Raw genomic sequence first — 20,283 nt, forward strand, 5'->3', positions numbered from 1 at the left:
ATATTTAACGATTGATCGAACGAGCAATCATCGAAATAGTATGACGCTGACCACGAAGCGCTTTACTCATGGCAAATATATTCTCTACTGGGGCAAGGCAGCCGTACCCTGAATCCCCTATATGCTGAATATCTACACCACAAATTTTATTTCGAATTGCCATTTGCTTAACAATATCTGTATCCGAACTTTCTTGACTCGTTCCAATAGCGCTCATTACAAGAGCACCTTTTTTATGTGCCAACTGAACGATTTGTTTCAAATCTGCATCATCAAATCCTGGGACACTGCCCACCGCTGGAGCTAGGATAATATCTGCTCCCGCTTCAATAAATTGATCGATAGCCTCCAAGTCCGCTACTGGCTCATCTACTCCTGCACCATGCATTTTTCCAGCAATAAGCAAGCCTGAAAAATGCTCTTTCACTACTCGAATCGTATCGATAATCGCCTGATTGGTCACCCCTGTTCCTGGATTTCCTGTTAAGCAAATAAAATCAACACCATATTTTTCTGCTGCCTGAATAGTTGCAGCGCTAGCTTGTCTACCTTCGTTAATTTCTTGGCGATCTTCAGCCATTTGTGCCTGTGTATCAATTGGCTCCAAATTGACACCGATAGGGCGTCCAACTAAATGATGTAGTTCCTCTACAAAGTTTCCTTTCCCAGTCAAACCATCTACATAAGGATTGAAGAGATCGATACCATTTAGCAAAATCAGGTCTGCACCAAAAGCTCTAGCCATCTCAGAATTAGTAATATCTCCAATATAAGATTCCTTAAAAGCCACATTTTCTGATAAAATGATACGTCCTTCGCTGGCTTTAATGCTTTGCTTCAGCTCAAGGGCCGTCATACTTAAAATTTCTGATGCATTAGAGCTAATAAATCGCTTTACCATATTTCTACCTCTTTTTATTTATGTTATGTTAATTATCATGGATTAATTCTCATTTTGTAGCTTTTTTATTTATATTTTATTACCAATTAAGTATAACACTTTTATTTGCAAATGTAAACGTTTTACTATTGAGTGAATAAAAAAATTAAAACAGAGTGTACTAGCCCTAAAAAATCAGATTTTTTATTTAAACCAAAGATTTTGTTCAGCGCTATACAAGACTAAACCTTTTAGTTCGATTTTAATTCGTTTATTGTAGTAATCAATATAGTTGACGGTGTGTTCAATCTTCCAACCTCAATAGGAAAGAGTGAGATTTATGGTATTATCAATCTATCTGGATGCTCCACAACAGTGGGTATAACTGACTAGTACGTGGCAACAGGCTTTGTAGCTATAGTTCTACTCTCCGCGGTCTTTACTAGCATTGTGTTGAATGCAGAAAACGGATACTTCGCAAAAAAGAAAGTACAAAACTAATCCTCCATAAAATCTATAGTTAATTTTAATCCAAAAGGGAATGGGCAAATGCTAATTTCCAATACTAAAAAATGAGCATTCCCGCAGTTGGGGATACTCATTTTTCTATGCCATAGTTTGTCATTATAATAAATACAAAACAACTAAAAATCTCAGATGATGTTATGAAGAGTATACACAAATCGGTTAAGTTTAGAACCAAATCTTATCTAATGACACTCAACAATTCACGATGCTAGACTCAATTGGTCTATTAGTAAACAGTATTACCAGAAGACCACGAGCTTCTGAATCAGGCATCTGAAGTTAAAAAGGCCTGACCATACTACACAAATATAAATTTTCATTTCTATTCCTAGATATTAAGATCATGACCAATGATCTCTTCTAGATAGAATTAATCGTGCCATCTACTAATCCTCTGCTTCAAACAGCCAGAGTTTCGAATCAAAGTCATAGCTCGGCTCTTGCTCAGAATCCTCCAGTAGCTGACCGCTGGAAGCGTCCGTGGTAACTAGCCCAACTCGCATAAGCTCAGCCCCAGTATAGGTACGCCCCTCTAGTCGATAGACATTATCCGCAGCCAGTCCTTTCAGTTGCAAACGCTGATGAGAGCGATTGACTTGATTGAGGACCTTGAAAGTGCCTAAAAGTGCAGTGTTCTGATCCTGACTGACAACCATCCAAGCTGTCTGTCCATCTCCCTTAAATGGTGACTGCAGTCGATAAAAAGTTCCATTATGAATCAGCTCTCGATGGCGCTTGTAAAAAACTATCTGTTTCCTGACTTCAGCCAATTCTTCTGGGCTTAGCTGATTAAGATCCAGCTCATAGCCAAAGGAACCGAAAAAGGCGACATTGCCCCGCGTCTTTAACGGAGTCAGACGATTGGTCTGGTGATTGGGCACGATGGAGACATGAGCCCCCATGGACGAAAGCGGATAGAGAAGGCTGGTCCCGTACTGGATCTTCAAGCGCTCAATCGCATCTGAGTCATCGCTGGTCCAAGCTTGAGGAGCATAGTAGAGCATACCTGGATCAAAGCGGCCCCCACCTGAAGAGCAGGACTCAAATAACAAGCTCGGATAGCGATTAGTCAAACGCTCATATAAATTATAAACACCCAAGACATAGCGGTGAAAAATCTCTCCTTGCTGATCAGCTGGCCAGGCAGCTGAGAAGACATCCGTCAGAGGACGATTCATATCCCATTTGATATAATCCAGCTGCGCTTCTTCGATAACCGCTGATAGACGTTCAAATATCTCGTCCACTACTTCCGGCCGAGAATAGTCCAAAACAAACTGATTCCGACCATGGTGGGGCTGTCTATCTGGCACTGCCAGCAGCCAGTCAGGATGAGCTCGATAGAGTTGGCTGTCCTTATTGACCATTTCCGGTTCAAACCAAAGACCAAACTGCATGCCTAAAACGTGAATACGCTCTGCCAGCGAGCCCAGACCCCGCGGCAGCCTTTCTGGATTGACAAACCAATCCCCCAACCCAACGCGGTCGTTAGTCCGCTGGCCAAACCAGCCGTCATCTAGCACAAAGAGCTCCACTCCTACTTCCTGAGCCTTTTCAGCAAGCTCCAGCAGCTGATTCTCACTAAAGTCAAAATAGGTAGCTTCCCAGTTATTGATGAGAACAGGACGAGCTCGCTCACGCCAGTAGCCCCTAGCTAGACGTTGACGAAATAGCTGATGAAAGACTTGACTCATGCCGTTGAGGCCCTGCTCAGAGTAAACCAGTAGAGCTTCTGGACTGGTAAAGGACTGGCCCGCAGCCAGCTTCCACTCAAAGCAAAAAGGATTGATGCCTAGCTGCAACCGAGTCACATCATAGGTATCCACCTCAGCCTGAATGAGAAAATTGCCTGAATACACCAAGGCCGCTCCTAGCACTGGACCTGAAAATTCAGTCGTTTCCGGTCGCTTAAGAGCCACAAAAGGATTGTGGTGGGGACTGGAAATGCCGCGGGTTGACTCAATAGACTGAATCCCCTGCTGAAGCGGGCGCTCCTTGATATGGCGTTCCCGGGCCCATGCCCCTGATAACTGCAGCCAGTCATAGTCAGCATCTGGCAGATCCAGCGACAGACTAGCTAGGGATTCCAAATAGCAAGTTTCCCTGCCTTGATTAATCACTTTGCTGGAGCGAGCGATAATCGGCCAATCAGCAAAAATCGTATAAAACAGCTGAACTTCCACTTCTGTCAACGCATCTCGCAGGGTTAGAATAAGAGTCTTAGCCTCCGTTTGAGCCTCTGTATAAGTAGCGGGCAGGCCCTCTAAAGCTGGCTTACCATCTACTATCTGATGACTGACATAGACAAAATCAGTAATACGCGAGCCATTTTCCTGCCGCAGACAGATAGCGGGATGGCGAAAGTCTGTAGTGCCGTATTCTGGAAATTCCTGCCGCACATGCTCCAAAGAATAGCGTAAATCCCCTTCTTTCCGATAGGTCGTCATGGGCCGATGCTGCAGCTCCACCAGATAAGAATAATCCCGCTCTGGTACCACCGCTCCGTAGTAAAGTTGCAAGAGTTTACCATCCTCCGCAACCCGAAAGATATAAGAAATCTCGCCATTAGTCAGATGAAATTGCCTGCACTCTTCGTTAAACCAAATACTCGCCTTATTCATGACTTTCTCCTTTCACAGTCTGCAATCATGCTTCTCCTTTCATTATAAAAAAGGCCACCCCTTTTGGTAAGCCTTTCTTTCTAGTATTATTTATCCAAATGTGACTTTTTACAGCTCCCGTCCCAGACGAGAGCTAGCCTTGCGAAAGTTCAAGGGTGACTGGCCACGCGCCTTCTTGAAAGCTTTTGAAAAGCTCTGTGTTCCGGTAAAGCCTGTCTTATTGGCAATCTCTTCCACCGAAAGCTGGCTGCTTGTCAATAAATCAGCTGCCATATTGAGTCGCAAATCATTACTGTACTCCTTGATCCCCTTGCCTACTTCATCCTTGAAAAGCCGAGATAGGTAGGAAGGGTGCAGCGCCAATTTCTGCGCCAACTCCTGCACAGATAAACTTTCTGGCAGATGACTGCTCAGTAGTTCCAAGACCTGCTGGACATAAGGATTGACTCGACGACTTTCCGTGATTAAAGATGTCTGCTTGAGACGTTGGGACAAGAGCTCTAAGAAGCGATAAACTTGCCTTTGCAGAGCTAGTTCAGCTGTTATTCCGCTGCCCTCGTAAGCCAGACTTTCAAAGACCAAAGCCTTAAATTCCTGCAAAGAAGTCAGCTCAAAAGACCATTGGCTCGACTGTAAACCCAGAGCTTTCAGATAGCGAGGCAAGAGGTCCCCACCCAGTCCCATCCAGACATAAGACCAAGGCTCTTCCCTGTCAGCCTGATAAAAGACCGACTGATCTGGCGGAACTACAAAGCCCTGCCCTTCCTGCAAATCATAGCGCTGATTGCCAACGGAGTAAGTCCCCCGTCCCTCCAGTACGATATGAATGACATAAACATCCCGAACAGCCGGCCCAAAGCTATGATGGGCTTCCGTTTTTGAATAACCACAGAAGGCAAAAAAACAATCTTTTTGGCCAAACTGCATAGACTTAACCAAGGTCAGTGAATGCTCCATCAGCCCCTCCTTAGATTTGGATAAAATTTTTATCCTTATTATAAAACAAAAACCACTAAACAGCAAATGAATCTGATTAGTGGTCTCTTCATTCATCTTAAAAAGATTGAACGGATGGGGTATGGTTAAAGAGGGCATGGGTCGCCTTATAGATATGGTAGGCTGTTGCCGCGTTATTCATCGTATAGAGATGGATCCCTGCTACATCATGGGTCACCAAGTCGACAATCTGATCCACCGCATAGGCTAAACCAGCTGTCCGCAGGGATTCTGGATCATGTTCATACTTATCCAGAATAGCCTTGAATTTGCGCGGAAGATGAATATTCTCACACGTTTTCAAAAGACGAAGCGCTTGGTTTCGGTTAAGAATCGGCATGATACCTGCATGAATCGGAACATCAATCCCAGCCAAGGTACACTTATCTTGGAAATCATAGAAACGTTCATTGTCAAAGAAGAGCTGAGTGACAAGACTAGAGCAGCCCGCATCAACCTTTTTCTTTAGATTCTGAATATCTGAGATCTGGTTTGGTGAGTCTGGGTGTCCCTCTGGATAGCAAGCACCGATAATGTCAAAATGTGGTGCTTCTGTCTTGATATACTCAATCAAGTCAGTCGCATATCTAAAATCATCCTTAGGCGCCACATCTGGAAAAATATCGCCCCGTAAAGCCAAAATCTGATTGACCCCAACACGATCCAAAGCCTGCAAAATATTGGACACCATTTCTTTGGTTAGATAAACAGCTGGCAAATGGGCAATCGTTGGAATCTCAAGGTCATTGGAGATGAACTCAGCCAAACGAACCGTTGTCTCCTCAATATCAAATTTATTATTGCTGGCAGTCACACTGATAAAGTGGGGAGCCAGATCTTGCATCTCCCTCAACGCCTGAAAAATCTTATCATTGCCTACTGCTGGGTTAGGAGGAAATACTTCAAATGAGAGACTAGGAGTTTGGCGATTCACCATAGAGATAAAATTCCTTTCAATCTACTAACTAGCAGCCTATAACAAACCTGCAAACAGCTTTGTTGCAGGTTTATCAGAGCTGAGTTTAAATGTAGAAATAATATTAATTCAGTTTTTGTCTAGCTGCTTTGGCCGCTTCTACAAGGCGGATCAAGCTTTCTTTTGTTTCTGGGATACCACGTGTTTTCAAACCACAGTCAGGGTTGATCCAAACCTTCTTGCTTGGTACTTTGGCAAGGATAGCTTCGATGGTGTGGTCGATTTCGCCTTCATTTGGCACACGAGGTGAGTGGATATCGTAAACCCCAGGTCCCACTTCTGTTTGGAAGTTCTTCGCTTTGAGTTCGTCCAAGATTTCAAGGTTTGAACGGCTGGCTTCAAAGGAAATAACGTCCGCATCCATGTTGTCGATAGCTGGGATGATATCTGTAAATTCTGAGTAACACATGTGAGTGTGGATTTGCGTATCAGGCGCTACTGTAGAGTGTACCAAGCGGAAGGCTGGAATTGCCCAGTCAAGGTAGTCTTCGTACCAGTCACTACGACGAAGTGGCAATTTTTCACGAAGAGCAGCCTCGTCAATCTGGATAATCTTCACGCCAGCAGCTTCAAGGTCAAGCACTTCGTCCTTGATAGCAAGGGCGATTTGAAGAGTTGAGTCCTTGATAGAGATGTCTTCACGTGGGAATGACCAATTAAGGATGGTAACTGGTCCGGTCAACATACCTTTAACAGGTTTGTCAGTACGGCTTTGTGCGTAGCTAGACCATTTGACAGTGATTGGGTTGAGACGAGTGACATCACCCCAGATGATTGGTGGTTTCACCCCACGCATACCGTATGATTGCACCCAACCATTCTTAGAAAAGAGGTAACCTGACAAGTTTTGACCGAAGTACTCAACCATGTCGTTACGCTCGAACTCACCGTGCACCAGCACGTCAAATCCAACTTCTTCTTGCCATTTGATCCATTCGTCGATGGTTTCAGCAAGAAAGGCATCGTATTCTTCTTGTGACAATTCACCCTTGCGGAAGGCCAAGCGTTTGGCACGAACTTCCTTAGTTTGAGGGAATGAACCGATGGTTGTTGTTGGAAGAGCTGGAAGTTTGAAGGCTTCTTCTTGGATAGCTTCACGTTCCGCAAAGGCTGGCAAACGAGTATAGTCAGCGTCTGTCAAGCCAGCGATACGCGCACGAAGTTCTGCATTTTCACCCACACGTTCAGTCGCAAAGAGTTCTTTGTTTGCTGCAAGAGCTGCTTCACCTTGACCATTACGGATGGCATCCAAGTCACGAAGTTCTTCCAATTTTTCAACCGCAAAAGCAAAGTGGTTCAAGATAGCTGGCTCAAATTCTTCGTTAGCTGTTGTAAATGGCACATGAAGAAGTGAGCATGAGCTAGTCAAGACGATGTTTTCAGCTGGGATTTGCTCAAGAACAGCCAAGCTCTTTTCGTAGTTGTTACGCCAGATGTTTTTACCATTGACAATACCTGCATAGAGAGTCTTGTCAGCTGGGAAGCCACCTTTAACAAGTTCAAGAGTTTTCTTACCTTCAACAAAGTCAAGACCAATGGCATCTACTGGCAAGTTCACAAGGTCAGCGTAGACGTCACGAACGTCACCAAAGTAAGTTTGAAGCAAGACTTCAAGACCTTTTTTATCAGCCAAAAGTTTGTTGTAGAGGTTCAAGAAGAGAGCTTTTTCTTCAGCAGTCAAATCTTTGACAAGAGCCGCTTCGTCGAGTTGGATGCGAGTCACACCAAGTTCAGCCAATTTTGCAAAAACTTCTTGGTAAGCAGCTACTAAGCTGTCTACGAAGTCTTCTGCTTTCACGCCTTCTTCAAAGTCTGACAATTGAAGGAAGGTGAATGGACCCACAAGGACAGGACGAGTGTTCAATCCAAGTTCTTTTGCTTCTTGGAATTCGTCAAAGATCTTGTGACCTGCCAATTTAACTTGAGTGTCTTTTTCAAATTTAGGAACAATATAGTGGTAGTTGGTGTTGAACCATTTCTTCATCGGAAGGGCACGCACATCCCCTTTTTCTCCTTGGTAACCACGCGCCAAGGCAAAGTAGCGCTCAAGGTCAGTCAAGTCCAAGTTTTGAACAGAAGCAGGCACCACGTTGAAAAGGAAAGCTGCATCTAGGAAGTTGTCATAGTGAGAAAAGTCATTTGATGGGATTTCAGTGATGCCCTTTTCTTTGACAATGTTCCAGTGCTTCGCACGCAAGTCTTTCGCTGCTGCCAAGAGTTCGTCTGCTGAGATTTCATTTCTAAAGTATTTTTCAGTTGTAAATTTTAATTCGCGGAATTCACCAAAACGAGGGAAACCAATGATAGTCGTTGACATAAACGTCCTCCAAAAATTGTTGTTGAAACTATCTTAACAGAAAATCCGCCCTCTGTATAATTGGAATTTCCCAGAGTTTGATATAGTTTAAAACTATATCACTATTATATACAAAAGAAAAAGATTTGAGACACGTGTCTCAAATCCTTTTTTTGCTTGTTTTTAAGTTACATACTACTTTATAGATTAAAACAGGCTATCGCTAATTCTTATAAACAACTATGGCTTGTTATTAGAAAAGACTATAGGTTATCTAAATTTTGATCTTTTTGATTTCTCTTATCGCTTTTTAATAAAATGAGCGAATCAATTGGAGTCCACTGCTAACTATACTAAACTTTAAGCATCTTTTCATCTTCTAAAAATTTCCTGACACTTAAGATACAAAGTAATAATTTTCTTTTAGTTCTCGGAAACGATCAAAACTGAGAATGCCCTCATTTTGTAATCTTCCTAGAACAATACTCGGGTGAATATTTATTTCTTCAGCAAATTGAAGGATGTCCGACTTATCAAAGTTTCCTTTTTCTACAAAAGTTTGATAGTCTTCAGGGTTTATCAAAAGATCTTTTGCAAACTGGTCTGCCTCTTCCTCAGAACGTCGGTAGGATTCACTATTTCCATCATCAGATGAAAAATCATTCTCCAGAATGTGCCCAATCTCATGAAATAGTGAGAACCAGAAAATGTCTGACGCTTTGTTTCGATCTGTGAGTAAAAGCAAGGCACTGCCATTACTGAATTTTTTAGTCGCTCCATTTAGATTGGCATTTGGCAAAGCAGGTAGACCTACTAGGACCACACCACAGTCTAGCAAGATATCATACAAGCATTGAGGAAAAACTTCTGGATTTTGTCTCGTCAACTTTCTCAACGCAGGCAGGCTTCTCTCTAGCTTTCTGCGATTGAGTTTAATTGTCGTTTTATCACGCGCCTTTTTAGATGCCAACTCCAGCATGATATTAGAGTTTACTATACTTTTAGTTGTAAACTCACGCGTATTCCGATAGCTGACTAAATGGTTAAAAGATGTAAGGTTTTCTAAACTTGCCACACCTAAAATCTTGCGAAGCTCGATAATCTTTTCATTCAAGCTATAGCGTTTGTCTGGCACGTAGCCTTCTTCCTTAAAATACTTGAAATCTATCATCTCACAGATTTCTTTCTCGCTACCTTCTTCTAGCTCTTTTTGTTCTACAATCTCTGCAACTTTTACATCATAAGCATTCTGAAGATTGAGCCAGGTTTGCATAGAAACTCCACTTAGCTTGGCTAATTTATGAGCCGTTTCCTTACTAATGGACTCCTCAGCATTGACAAGCTTGCTGACAGTCTTTGCCGAAACTCCCAAACGCTCCGCAAACTCTTTCTGCGTTACATTATAATCTTCAATCAACTCTTCAACATACTGACCTGGATGAAAAGCAATCAGGTCTTTGTATTCAACAATTTTATTACTCATAGTGATTGCTGACCTCCTCTATTTTTAGGATTTCGATTTCAATGGGACTAGGAAATACCTTTTCTAGATCCTCCTCACGAAATTCTACAATCAAACGATAGGAACTCTTTCGACCGTCTATATCCAAAGCAAACTGTCCTTGTCTCTTTCCCTTGAGTTGGTGAAAGTGATACTTAGGAAATGCTGTCACACTAGCCAAAGAATCCGCCGCTTCCAAAAAGTTGATCAACTGATGCAACTTTACAGCAATCTTATCCGAAAAATCTTTTTTCGCCCGCCTCAGCTCTGTGCACTGCTTTTTAACAGTTTTATTTGTATAGATAAGCTTCATATGTCCCTTTCCGTTAAATTAAATTACCTTTTAGGTAATTTAATTATACCATCTTTAGACAATAAAAACCAGCCAAAAGTAGTTTGGCTGGGATTTTAAGTCGGGTTGACGTATCTAACTACTTTCCCATCACCCTTTGAACTCCTTCAGAAACTGTTTGAGATCGGCATCAGCTTCTGGTGTGGTTCCGTGGAGTTGGTTCAGCATTTCAAGTAGAAAAGCTGTTTGGCTTTCGATTGCTTTATTTGTCTCGTTAATCTTGCTGACGATGTCTGTCAGTGGCTCTACTACTTCTTCTTCAAAGGTATCTACGTAACGAGGGATATTGAGGTTGTAGTCATTTTCGACGATTTCTTCATAGCTTGCTAGATGGGCAAATTTATCAACCTCCTCACGAGACTTGTAGGCTTCTAAAATCTTCTCGATATGAGCATCCGTCATAATATTCTGGTTTTTCCCCTTATCAAACTCCTTAGAGGCATCGATAAAGTAAACATCACGATTGGTACGGTTCTTTTTGAGAATGATAACTGTAGTCGGAATGCTGGTATTAAAGAAGATATTAGCAGGCAAACCGATAACCGTATCAATAGCCCCTTCTTCCAACAAGGACTTACGAATGGTCCCCTCAGCATTGCCACGGAAAAGGACACCGTGAGGAAGGACGATAGCCATGACCCCATTATCCTGCTTGAGGTGGTAATATCCATGCAGGAGAAAGGCAAAGTCAGCCTTAGACTGGGGCGCAAGTTTCCCAAAAGGAGAGAAACGAGGGTCATTCAAGAAGCCAGAGCTTGCTGACCACTTGGCTGAGTATGGAGGGTTCATGAGAACACCGTCAAAGTTGGTTGGCTCTTGAGTCGGCCAGTCTTCATCCAGTGTATCGGCATTGTGTAGAAATTGATTCTCTACTGGAACACCGTGTAGGATCATGTTCATCCGAGCCAAGTTATAGGTCGAGGTATTGAGCTCCTGACCAAAGTAGACAACAGTTTGGGGTTTGTGAGAGTATTTCTTGGCATTGAGCAAGAGAGAGCCAGAACCCATGGTCGCATCATAGATGGTAAAACCTTGCTGGTCTTCACGACCCAAAAAGGCAATCTGAGTCATGAGTTTGGCAACAGGCTGAGGGGTATAAAACTCACCAGCCTTTTTCCCAGAGTCTGTTGCAAACTGACCGATCAGGTACTCATAGGCATCCCCCAGCATATCACCAGCATGACCAGCTACATCCAGCACAGCCAACTCTTTCATAACTGCTGCCACCGTTTGGTTTTGCTTTTGCGGAGTTGCTCCTAGCTTTTTAGAGTAGAGGTCGATATCTTCAAAGAGATTTTCATAGAGATCGTCACTCTGCTCGATGTCACGAAAACCTTGAGCCAAGTCTTCCAGCTGGAAAGTCCCCTCATTGACACGTGCTACCAGAGCCGTAAAGGTTAAGTCTGGTTTGATGATATAGTTAAGCTCATCATTCATGACAGAGACCAGATCCTCATGGGTATCCGCATCCTCGTAGTAGTTGCGATAGACCTCAAGGGCAGCCTCAAGACTATCCGTCCTCTCCTCCATGGTCTCCGCCACGAAAAAGAGCATCTTGTCTGACAGATACTTATAAAAGACCATACCCAAGAGATAGGACTTATAGTCATTGGCATCCATCTTAGAGCGGAGAACATCCGCTGAGTTCCACAGGGCTTGGTAGAGCGACTGGGACGTTTGTGTTGTTTCCATAATGTTTCTTTCTAAGTTGTGCAATTTTTTTAAACAAGCAATCATTTATAACAAATCACTTCATTTTCGATGGTTTGAATCAAATCTAAAGGAATAGAGGAGACTGGAAGTTGATAAACGATATTTTTTCGAGGGTTATAAAATCCAAGATTTTGGATAGAAAGGAAGTCAGAGTCAAAGGAATGTAGTCCCATGATATAGTATACAAGAACTTGTAGTGTATGGTCTTTATTGGGAGCTGTTTTAGTCACCTTAAAATCCCATAATGTATCCTTGGTAAGAAAATCTCCATCACCCTTGTCAATCGTATCGGTATAACCTCCAAGAAAATGAAAGCCATCCTTTACCAAAGGACCATAGAGGTCGAAAAAGCAAAGACTTCGTTCTACCATGATACGAATATTCTCGATCGTTTCCGAGTCCAGCGATATTTCCTCAAAGGACTTATAATACTTAATCCCTGCACGAAGGACAACATCAAAACAAGCCAATCGACAGGCACTATCAATCGATAAATCATCCAATCCTGTCACCAAATCTAATAACGCTTCTGCTAGATCTTCCATACCAATCATACGGGCACCCATGAGAGAAATCTCGAAAGCACTCCTAGCGTCCGTGCCGTTCATAAACCGAGTCAGGTAGTCCACACAAATCCCCACTAAACTAGGAGATACAGATTCTACTGGATGCAGAACTCTGTGATCTTCGAACTGCTCTACTGAAAATAACTTGATGGGCAGATAACCACCTCGAGGTTGGTTAATTTCTTTGATACGTTGTGTCACTGATACCATAAGTTCTCCTTTTTAGATAAACATATCCTGCAAGAGTTTCTTTTTCAGAGTCTCAAGCTGAGTAATTTTTTCTTGGTGAGAGTTGATGAGGTTATCAAGATTTGAAAAATAACCACCGATAGCTTGTTGTTCAGCCAGTTCTTTAGGTATTACTAATCTAGTATTGAAAAAATCAGCTGGTGCAATGTTTAATAATCCATGATTTCGCGCTCCCTCAGCAGCACACATTGAAACCTCTCTATGCCAATTATCACTTTCATAATAATGAGTAAGATAGTCCGAATCAACATCTACTGCTTTAAAAAGGATATACAAAGTAGATAATACTCCATTCTCATACTTATCAAGACGCTTTATTGCTCCTAAGGGATAACCTGTCGAATAACTTTTATTGTATGCGAACTCCCCTTTTTTTATAAGATAATATCCACTTACATCTTTTGAAGCTATCTTCTTCTGAAAGAATTCCTCTTGATCTATCAAACCGAATTGAGCAGATATCGTTAAGGCTCTTTCTGATACTAAATCATTATTCTTTCGTGTCACACGTTTAGATATATCTTTTAATCTTTTTTCAACCCACTCACCTTCAAATCCATCTATACGAATCTCAGGAACTGTCTGCCCAGCTTTTGGAAACATCTTAGAGAGCATGGTTGCCTTGAGGGATTGGTAGTTAGCAAGATTGTCCTTGTAGCTAAAAAGAAGGTCATCCAAGGTGCGGAAGAGAGAGCCGATGGCGGACTGTTCTTCTAATGATGTGGGCAAACAAACTTTGAGATTTGATAAAGATTTTTGACTAACTCCTTTTGCAGTTCCTCCGCTAGATAAAGAAGTTAATTTATTAAATATTTTTTGGCTACGCAATAAAGTGGCTAAAAAATCTTCCCGAATTAAATCACGTTTAACTTCAAAGGCAATCGTACGTTGACTTAGAATATACAAATCATCATTAGGAATCTGTGCAACATTACCCATCGGTGCCTCAGTAGTAAAAACAACTTGTCCTTTATGAAGATGATTATCTCCCATCCATCGTTCATACAATTCTTGATCTCCATAATTGGCAGTGGCCTTGAAATCAATATAGCCATTCTTTACATTTAATGCCGATAAAGCTAGATAACCTGTATCACTCCAACTTAAACCTAATTTTTTAGGTGTTCTACCCCTGTAATCTATGATTTTTTCTATATTAGATAATAAAGGTCTTTTAACCCAATCTTTCTTTTCTCTATTAAAAATAATTTTAGGTATCATTCTTTTCCTCAACTCTTATAACTCTCTATCTAAAAATTGTTTTAGCTTTTTACGCAATTCGTCATCTAGAATTTCATTTTGTATATCTTCCTCAAAACTATTATATTTTTTATTTAAGTCATATCTAAAAAGTAATGTAAAATAAATAGCTATTTGAATTGCAGATCCAATAAGTAAGAGAAAAATAAAAAACAGGAATAATATATAAATTTCACCCACCCAATTATAGATATTTTCATTAAAAAAAGAAAATATAACGATAATAAAACTAGATATAAATCCTCTATTAACTATTGAGACTAGTCTCTTATACTCTTTTAACTTAAGTTTTGATATAAGGGAATTTGTATTTGAACTTAATAAAAAACCGTATAAAGAAAAATAAATACCAATAAAAACTGTTGAGATGGTCACTAAATTCGCATTATTTGTATAGGCATTTTTGTAAAACCAATCATATAACTCTAAATAATTTCCTAAAAAAAGAGACACTGCAGCAATTAATACAATTATGATTGACAAACTCCACCAAAAATATTTATCAATAAATTTAAGCATGACATCATCTCCTTTCTAGATTTGGATTTTTATATGCTATTCTCAGTTACAATTTCAAATTCACTCTCATCAACAGATAACAAAGAACCAAATGAAGTATAGTAAAGATCTTTATTACGATTCTGGTCATCATAATAATGCGCTGTCATTAGATTAGCTAATTTATCAAAATCCTCGGTTTTTAAAGAAGTTTTTTCCAAAATATAAAAACCATCTTTCTTTAAATCCACTTCATCAAATCTATGTGTCTCTGGATTTAAAAATTCAACTTTTGCAGAAATTAAATTTTTATCTGAAGAGTTTAATAACTTTAATATGCCATCAACGCGTTTTATATCCATTTCTCTTTTATACCGACTTTTCTTAAATGCTACAGTAGTAGTATTTATATCTAATTCTTCAGACACTTCAATCATATTACCAAATAACTTTTCTAATAGTGTTTTATTGCTATCATTAATATCTGGAAATAAACTTGACAATTGAAAACCTTCATTTTTAATCTGAATCACGATTGATTTAATACTCTCAGAAGCTTCTATCAAAGGTTTTAAACTATCTGTTTTCATAGGCTCAAATTTCACCGAATACTTTACATTAGGATTGTTACTCTTTATAAAGCTTGATAAATACTCTCCTATTTGGTTAATTGAAGGTCCTAAAAACTTTCTCTCCATTAAAAAAAGATACGATGTAGGAATAATCAAACAAACACTAGGTTCGAAAAGGTCTCCATCAATTTGTTTAATTTCTTCTTCACCTATCTTCCCCTCATATGGTTTTTCACTTCGATACTTTCCAATCCAGACTGTCCTATTTCTAGGGAGATACTCTAAACCATTCAAAGAAGAACCACTCGTCTTACTACTTGAAGGGTTTCTACTATTATTCATAAACATAGTATGCTGACTCCCTAACTTTACAGTTCTTTCTACAGGAGAAGATACTCGAATTTTATCAATTAACTTAGATAAATCATAATTTGTCTTCTCACCATTCCGACACAAAAAAACATTGAAATATTGAATATTCATTCTTTAACCTCCATTATCTCATAATAAAATTATACCACGAATCCACCAAAAAACGCCTTTAGATAATAATATATCTAAAGACGTTTATCTTTATCCTGCTACTTGTTCTATTTCTTCTACTTTCACTTTCTTATCCTTCTTACTCGAACCAGTCAATCGTCGCTTGCTATCTCGGATTGTGTTCAAGTCTTTAAGGAGTTTGGTTAGGTGTTCCTTTTCAGGATAGGCTTCTGCACTGGCTGCGGTATAGCGCATAAAGAGGTCATAGATACTAGTTAGTTCCGTGCGGACTTGTCTGGTCTTGCCGACTTCCTTGGTAGACTTATGCGCACGCGCCTGACTTTCCACCTTATCATACTCCTCTTGCGCACTGATCACCGCCGTCAGCATAGGTGTCAGTCCTAGACTGGTAACTGCCGTGTGGTAGGGTTCTTCGCTGAGGGTTTTGAGCAAACTCTTGATTTCTGCTGTTTCCACATCATTGCTGTGCTTAGTGATATCCTTGTACTTGGCAAAGACTGGTTTCAAGGTTTCATGGGCTTCTTTGAGTTTGGTCTCCTTGATCTTAGCAAATCCTCGATGAAGGGTAAAGAGGCCAACTAGGGCACTGTCACGATTGCGATCGACTTCGGTCAGATTCGTCGCCTCTTTCTTTTCTACGATAGCTAGTTGGGCTTGGAAGTCTGCTAGTTTGCTCCTGAAAGAATCAAGGTGCTTGCTATACATAGGCTCGTCCTTATGTGCCTTAGCAAAAACTTCTAGTAGTTGACCCGTGTCTACCATGAGACTTTCAAACTCACGGTTGGTAAAGTTGGTGTAGCTTAGAGGACGGATAGTGAATGTTTTTGTCATGATGATAGCCTTTCTATTTAACGAATCATTTAGTTTTTTCTTTATCAAACCAAGACTGGATTAGTTCTGGAAGATAGACCTGTCTTTGATCTGTTTTTACAATGCTTCCTTGTCTATCAGGTTGAATCAAAGGTCTATCCTTAAATACAAAGACTTGAAACAAAACACAGAACAACAATAGGAGCCCCCATAAAGGAAGTGTCGATAGCATACTCTCCTCATTTTCTTTATCTTTCTTCATCAGATTTTCTCCTTTAAGTTGATAAGACAATTCTAACAAATAGCAAAGAACTTATGACACTCATCCGCTCAACTGTCTGCTTTATCATCCCAACAGCACTTTTTCAATCTATTTCTTACTTTTACAGGAGAATTTAGTCATTTCAAAAACAAAAAATCTCTATCTGACTAGACACACATCCTGTCTGTCAGATAGAAACTCTTACTATTTTTAGATTTTAACTTTTCTAGCTTTAGAATACATATAAACTTTAGGAAAGACGACTGTTCGAAAGCTCGAAGACCTCAAAACTTTCTCAGATAGACCATTCGAAGCTTAGAATACAAATAAATTTATGTATTTTTTATCATTCTAAGTTTAGAACACATCTAAATTTTAGGAAATTCATATTTTCGAGACTTCGAAGGACTATCTCCCAACCCTCAACGGCTCAATGACTTCTTCGACAAATTGCTTACAAGCTTCCTTGATTTGTTTTTTATAGAGGAGGGGATTGAGGGCATCTGCCACCTCAACTTTATAGTCCTGATAGCGCTGGCTCTTGGTCAGCTGGCTCTCTCCTAGTTGTTTTTTAGCACCCTTGCGGTAGTGTTCGACATAGTAACGGAGTTCATCCTCTCCGACATACCAACGTTTGCTAAAGACTTGGATGTGTTGCTGGATAACAGCCTCGATCATCTGATCCAAGATATTTGCGATAGACTGGCCACGATAGCTTTCTGGATTTGCTTGGACTTCTCTCCAAAGTTCAGTGATGATCTGGGCAAGATTTGGATTGGTCTTCTCAAGGCTCTGAATATAGTTATCCACTGCCTCTCTATCATGAGCGCTTAGGTTCTTTTCTTGACTCTGACCTTGCTCAATCAGGCTTTGGATTAAGGTTAGGATATAGGCATAGTTGATTTCATCCACTTGGATAGACTCCAATTCATAGTGAATATCAAGGGGCTCCCCATCCTCATCACCATCATCTCTTCGGCTTTTTAATTCTGCAAGGATATTTTGATAAAAGCCTAGGTAGGTTTCCAATTCTTCCGCGCTTAGTCCTGTCTGGGCGTAGATTTCTTCCTCATCATACTCTTTATACACTCGAATAGAGGCTAGATATTTATCAAAGACTTGATAGGCCTTAGCGAGCTTTCTCAACTCAGGTGTAGAGATCTGCTCGATTTGAAGGCCTTCCTCCGGATCATCGGTGATGAGATTTTGGAAATCACTGCAACTCCGCAAAAAGTTTCTCTTTTCCTCTTCCCAACTCGGCGCTAGGACCTCATTTTCTCCACCATTTGAATAGAGTTTGAGGGCATTGTCTACTGCTTCCTTAAAGGCTAGGGGCTTTTGGAAGGTGATAATATGGCCATAGGTCTTACTAGTATCAAAGATCCGATTGGTTCGGCTAAAGGCCTGTATCAAGTCCTGCGGTTGCATGGGCTTTCTGTCGATAAAGAGAGTCGATAGACATGGCGCATCAAATCCCGTTAGGAGACGATTGACCACGATAACCAAGTCCAGCTGTTCATTGCGATAGAGATACTTGTCCTGTTTTCGTGCTAGACGGTTATTGACATCGGTATTGAAGCCACGAAGATCCGTCATAGTAAAGTGAGTATCAAACTCTTGGTTATAGTCCTCTAAGACCTGCTTCATGTGGTCTTGGTTGGCTCTTGAGTCTTCTTCATTCTCCGTAACGGAGTAGGTGATGGTTGCCTTTGGAAAGTCAGGAAGGACCATCTTGACTCTCTCGGATACCCTGACTCGTGTCTGACCAGCCTTGACTTTTTTGAGTAGGTCATAGTAGGCTTGGGCTTGAGGGATAGACTTGACGGTCAGGATGGCATTGTAGGTATTGCCCACTCCTTTTTGGAATCCTAGTTGTTGACGCGATTTATTGATAATGGCATCCAAGACTTCCAGCATATGCTCCTCATCCTCGTAGACGGTATCTGGTATTTCATTTTCAGATTTATCCGTGATGAGGGTATTGCGATAGTCTACCTTAAATCCTAAGACAGCTCCGTCATGGATAGCTTCCTTGACCGTATATTCATGGAGACGTTCCCCATACTGTTGCTGAGTGGTTTGAGCTAGGTCACCGACCTGCTGGCGTTTATTTTCCTTAAAGATGGGGGTTCCTGTAAAACCATACCAGAGAGACTGCGGGAAAAAGGCTTTAATATCTTTTTGTGTTTGCGGTGTCACGGAACGGTGGCATTCATCCACCACAAAGGCCACTCGGAAGCCCTTGATTTTATCCGCATCTCTTTGGTAAAGACCTTGGTCAAATTTGCGCATCATGGTGGTGATTTTCTGGATGGTGGTCACCACGACACGCTTATCATTACTTCCTAGTCGCTTAACTAAATCATGAGTATTGTCCGTCTCATCGATATCAATGACATCATTGGTCGCATAAGAGAGAAAAGATGAACTGGTCTGTTGATCAAGGTCTCTGCGGTCAACGACAAAAATTGTCTTTTGGATAGAAGGAATCTGGAGAAGATTTCTCGCCACCTTGTAAGAAGTCAAGGTCTTTCCTGAACCTGTTGTATGCCAGATATAGCCTGATGCTTGCTGGCGAGAAGCTTCCTGAACAGCCTCAATAGCATGGATCTGGTAAGGACGCAAGAGGATAAGAGATTTCTTGCTATCATCAATGACAGAATACTGCATGACCATCTGGTGAGCACGAGGGATGGAGAGGACTTCGTGGGCAAAGCTGGTTAAGCTCGTTATGGGTTGATTATCCTTATCGACCCATTTGGTTAGAAATTGCTTATTGAGTTTATTTTCCCTAGCTGCAGCGATATAGCGTGTATCCACCTTATTGCTCACAACAAACATCTGTAAGCTAGAGTAGATACCACGGAACTTGCCTTCCCGATCATACTTTTTAATCTGATGAAAGGCATCTAAAAAGGCGACTCGGGGACTTTTAAGCTCGATTTGAATCATCGGAAGGCCATTGATCAAAAGCGTCACATCTAGCCTACGGTCTTGATCCTGAGGATTCGCTTTTTCTCTCTCAACTTGATTAACAACCTCATAACTGGACTTACCAGCCGCGATATTGTCTCGCCAGATGACTGATAAACGAACTGTACCTAGACTAGCATCTTCTCTTTGAACCTCGACTTTGGCAATGCCATTTTCCCCGACCAACCACTTAGCAGCATCATAGTAGCTGACAAAGTTTAGTTGGTTCTGAATCTGACGTTTTTCCTGTGCTGTCAAGGGATTGTCTGCTAACAGAGCAACGTTGTTTTGGGCTAGTTTCTCAAAGAAATTGTCCCATAGTTGTTCTTCTGTTTTTAGGTCTTCTCTATAAGTCCATTGGCTTTCACCAGTTACCAGTTGGTTGATCAGTTGTTTCTCTATCTCCAGTTCTGGTTTCACCTGCATCATTCTCTCCTTTAACGATGTTCTACTGCCCTTATTATAACATGTTTACCATTTATTTCCCCACTCTCAACACTTTATAATCCAAAACGATTGTTCAACTTCATCAAGTATCTAAAATTATAATAGTTTCCCCATATTTATTTGATACTTGCTTGTAACTATTTTCTTGTTTTCTGAGATTATAGATTTAGTCTTTGTCCTAATAAGTTAAATTCATTAAAAAAGCCCCCAAAAGTTAGACACAAAAACTCTAACTTTTGGGGGCAACTCATTTATAAACTTTTTAAATATACCTAAATA

General features: G+C 40.8%; 15 protein-coding genes. All 15 read right to left on the reverse strand.

The window, feature by feature from the left end; all coding sequences use genetic code 11:
- Nucleotides 1-4: 4 nt before the first annotated feature.
- Complete coding sequence (locus tag SCRDD08_RS08865; RefSeq protein WP_061423362.1) at nucleotides 5-901, reverse strand: DUF7916 family protein; 897 nt, start codon at nucleotides 899-901, stop codon at nucleotides 5-7.
- Between the two features lie 893 nt (nucleotides 902-1,794).
- On the reverse strand, nucleotides 1,795-4,029 hold the full coding sequence (locus SCRDD08_RS08870; RefSeq protein WP_061423363.1) for an alpha-galactosidase: 2,235 nt from the start codon (nucleotides 4,027-4,029) through the stop codon (nucleotides 1,795-1,797).
- 108 nt (nucleotides 4,030-4,137) lie between these two features.
- Nucleotides 4,138-5,082 carry an AraC family transcriptional regulator gene (locus SCRDD08_RS08875; RefSeq protein ID WP_061423364.1) on the reverse strand — a complete coding sequence of 315 codons (945 nt, stop codon included), beginning with the start codon at nucleotides 5,080-5,082 and terminating at the stop codon, nucleotides 4,138-4,140.
- 1 nt (nucleotide 5,083) lies between these two features.
- Nucleotides 5,084-5,962 carry a methylenetetrahydrofolate reductase [NAD(P)H] gene (metF, locus tag SCRDD08_RS08880; protein ID WP_045497984.1) on the reverse strand — a complete coding sequence of 293 codons (879 nt, stop codon included), beginning with the start codon at nucleotides 5,960-5,962 and terminating at the stop codon, nucleotides 5,084-5,086.
- 103 nt (nucleotides 5,963-6,065) lie between these two features.
- Entirely contained in the window at nucleotides 6,066-8,318 is a 2,253-nt protein-coding gene (gene metE, locus SCRDD08_RS08885; protein WP_061423365.1) for a 5-methyltetrahydropteroyltriglutamate--homocysteine S-methyltransferase, read from the reverse strand.
- A gap of 376 nt (nucleotides 8,319-8,694) precedes the next feature.
- Complete coding sequence (locus tag SCRDD08_RS08890) at nucleotides 8,695-9,780, reverse strand: HigA family addiction module antitoxin (protein WP_061423366.1); 1,086 nt, start codon at nucleotides 9,778-9,780, stop codon at nucleotides 8,695-8,697.
- Nucleotides 9,773-10,111, reverse strand: coding sequence for a type II toxin-antitoxin system RelE/ParE family toxin (locus SCRDD08_RS08895; RefSeq protein ID WP_061423367.1), 339 nt, complete (start codon nucleotides 10,109-10,111; stop codon nucleotides 9,773-9,775). Before SCRDD08_RS08895 ends, SCRDD08_RS08890 begins: the two co-directional genes overlap by 8 nt.
- A gap of 129 nt (nucleotides 10,112-10,240) precedes the next feature.
- A complete protein-coding gene (locus SCRDD08_RS08900; RefSeq protein ID WP_061423368.1) occupies nucleotides 10,241-11,842 on the reverse strand; it encodes a type I restriction-modification system subunit M in 1,602 nt (533 codons plus the stop codon).
- 41 nt (nucleotides 11,843-11,883) lie between these two features.
- On the reverse strand, nucleotides 11,884-12,639 hold the full coding sequence (locus SCRDD08_RS08905) for a hypothetical protein (protein ID WP_061423369.1): 756 nt from the start codon (nucleotides 12,637-12,639) through the stop codon (nucleotides 11,884-11,886).
- Between the two features lie 12 nt (nucleotides 12,640-12,651).
- Complete coding sequence (locus tag SCRDD08_RS11130; RefSeq protein ID WP_081104296.1) at nucleotides 12,652-13,899, reverse strand: restriction endonuclease subunit S; 1,248 nt, start codon at nucleotides 13,897-13,899, stop codon at nucleotides 12,652-12,654.
- Between the two features lie 15 nt (nucleotides 13,900-13,914).
- Nucleotides 13,915-14,457, reverse strand: a complete 543-nt coding sequence (locus tag SCRDD08_RS08915) for a hypothetical protein (RefSeq protein ID WP_061423370.1) — start codon at nucleotides 14,455-14,457, stop codon at nucleotides 13,915-13,917.
- Nucleotides 14,458-14,486: 29 nt separating this feature from the next.
- The gene (locus SCRDD08_RS08920) at nucleotides 14,487-15,491 is read right to left on the reverse strand and encodes a hypothetical protein (protein ID WP_061423371.1); all 1,005 of its coding nucleotides are present in this window, start codon (nucleotides 15,489-15,491) and stop codon (nucleotides 14,487-14,489) included.
- 90 nt (nucleotides 15,492-15,581) lie between these two features.
- Nucleotides 15,582-16,343, reverse strand: coding sequence for a DUF6261 family protein (locus SCRDD08_RS08925; protein ID WP_061423372.1), 762 nt, complete (start codon nucleotides 16,341-16,343; stop codon nucleotides 15,582-15,584).
- A gap of 25 nt (nucleotides 16,344-16,368) precedes the next feature.
- Nucleotides 16,369-16,584, reverse strand: a complete 216-nt coding sequence (locus tag SCRDD08_RS08930; protein ID WP_061423373.1) for a hypothetical protein — start codon at nucleotides 16,582-16,584, stop codon at nucleotides 16,369-16,371.
- A gap of 408 nt (nucleotides 16,585-16,992) precedes the next feature.
- Entirely contained in the window at nucleotides 16,993-19,986 is a 2,994-nt protein-coding gene (locus tag SCRDD08_RS08935; RefSeq protein ID WP_061423374.1) for a type I restriction endonuclease subunit R, read from the reverse strand.
- Nucleotides 19,987-20,283 lie beyond the last annotated feature (297 nt).

It is taken from the genome of Streptococcus cristatus (genome assembly GCF_001578775.1).
GTDB classification, from domain to species: domain Bacteria; phylum Bacillota; class Bacilli; order Lactobacillales; family Streptococcaceae; genus Streptococcus; species Streptococcus cristatus_A.

Bases quoted from the DNA above. Each gene is read 5' to 3' on its own strand.
- SCRDD08_RS08905 (WP_061423369.1), bottom strand. From the start codon at position 12,639: ATGGTATCAGTGACACAACGTATCAAAGAAATTAACCAACCTCGAGGT.
- SCRDD08_RS08875 (WP_061423364.1), bottom strand. From the start codon at position 5,082: ATGAATGAAGAGACCACTAATCAGATTCATTTGCTGTTTAGTGGTTTT.
- SCRDD08_RS08865 (WP_061423362.1), bottom strand. From the start codon at position 901: ATGGTAAAGCGATTTATTAGCTCTAATGCATCAGAAATTTTAAGTATG.
- SCRDD08_RS08930 (WP_061423373.1), bottom strand. From the start codon at position 16,584: ATGAAGAAAGATAAAGAAAATGAGGAGAGTATGCTATCGACACTTCCT.
- SCRDD08_RS08870 (WP_061423363.1), bottom strand. From the start codon at position 4,029: ATGAATAAGGCGAGTATTTGGTTTAACGAAGAGTGCAGGCAATTTCAT.
- SCRDD08_RS08895 (WP_061423367.1), bottom strand. From the start codon at position 10,111: ATGAAGCTTATCTATACAAATAAAACTGTTAAAAAGCAGTGCACAGAG.
- SCRDD08_RS08915 (WP_061423370.1), bottom strand. From the start codon at position 14,457: ATGCTTAAATTTATTGATAAATATTTTTGGTGGAGTTTGTCAATCATA.
- SCRDD08_RS08900 (WP_061423368.1), bottom strand. From the start codon at position 11,842: ATGGAAACAACACAAACGTCCCAGTCGCTCTACCAAGCCCTGTGGAAC.
- metE (WP_061423365.1), bottom strand. From the start codon at position 8,318: ATGTCAACGACTATCATTGGTTTCCCTCGTTTTGGTGAATTCCGCGAA.
- metF (WP_045497984.1), bottom strand. From the start codon at position 5,962: ATGGTGAATCGCCAAACTCCTAGTCTCTCATTTGAAGTATTTCCTCCT.
- SCRDD08_RS08925 (WP_061423372.1), bottom strand. From the start codon at position 16,343: ATGACAAAAACATTCACTATCCGTCCTCTAAGCTACACCAACTTTACC.
- SCRDD08_RS11130 (WP_081104296.1), bottom strand. From the start codon at position 13,899: ATGATACCTAAAATTATTTTTAATAGAGAAAAGAAAGATTGGGTTAAA.
- SCRDD08_RS08890 (WP_061423366.1), bottom strand. From the start codon at position 9,780: ATGAGTAATAAAATTGTTGAATACAAAGACCTGATTGCTTTTCATCCA.
- SCRDD08_RS08935 (WP_061423374.1), bottom strand. From the start codon at position 19,986: ATGATGCAGGTGAAACCAGAACTGGAGATAGAGAAACAACTGATCAAC.
- SCRDD08_RS08920 (WP_061423371.1), bottom strand. From the start codon at position 15,491: ATGAATATTCAATATTTCAATGTTTTTTTGTGTCGGAATGGTGAGAAG.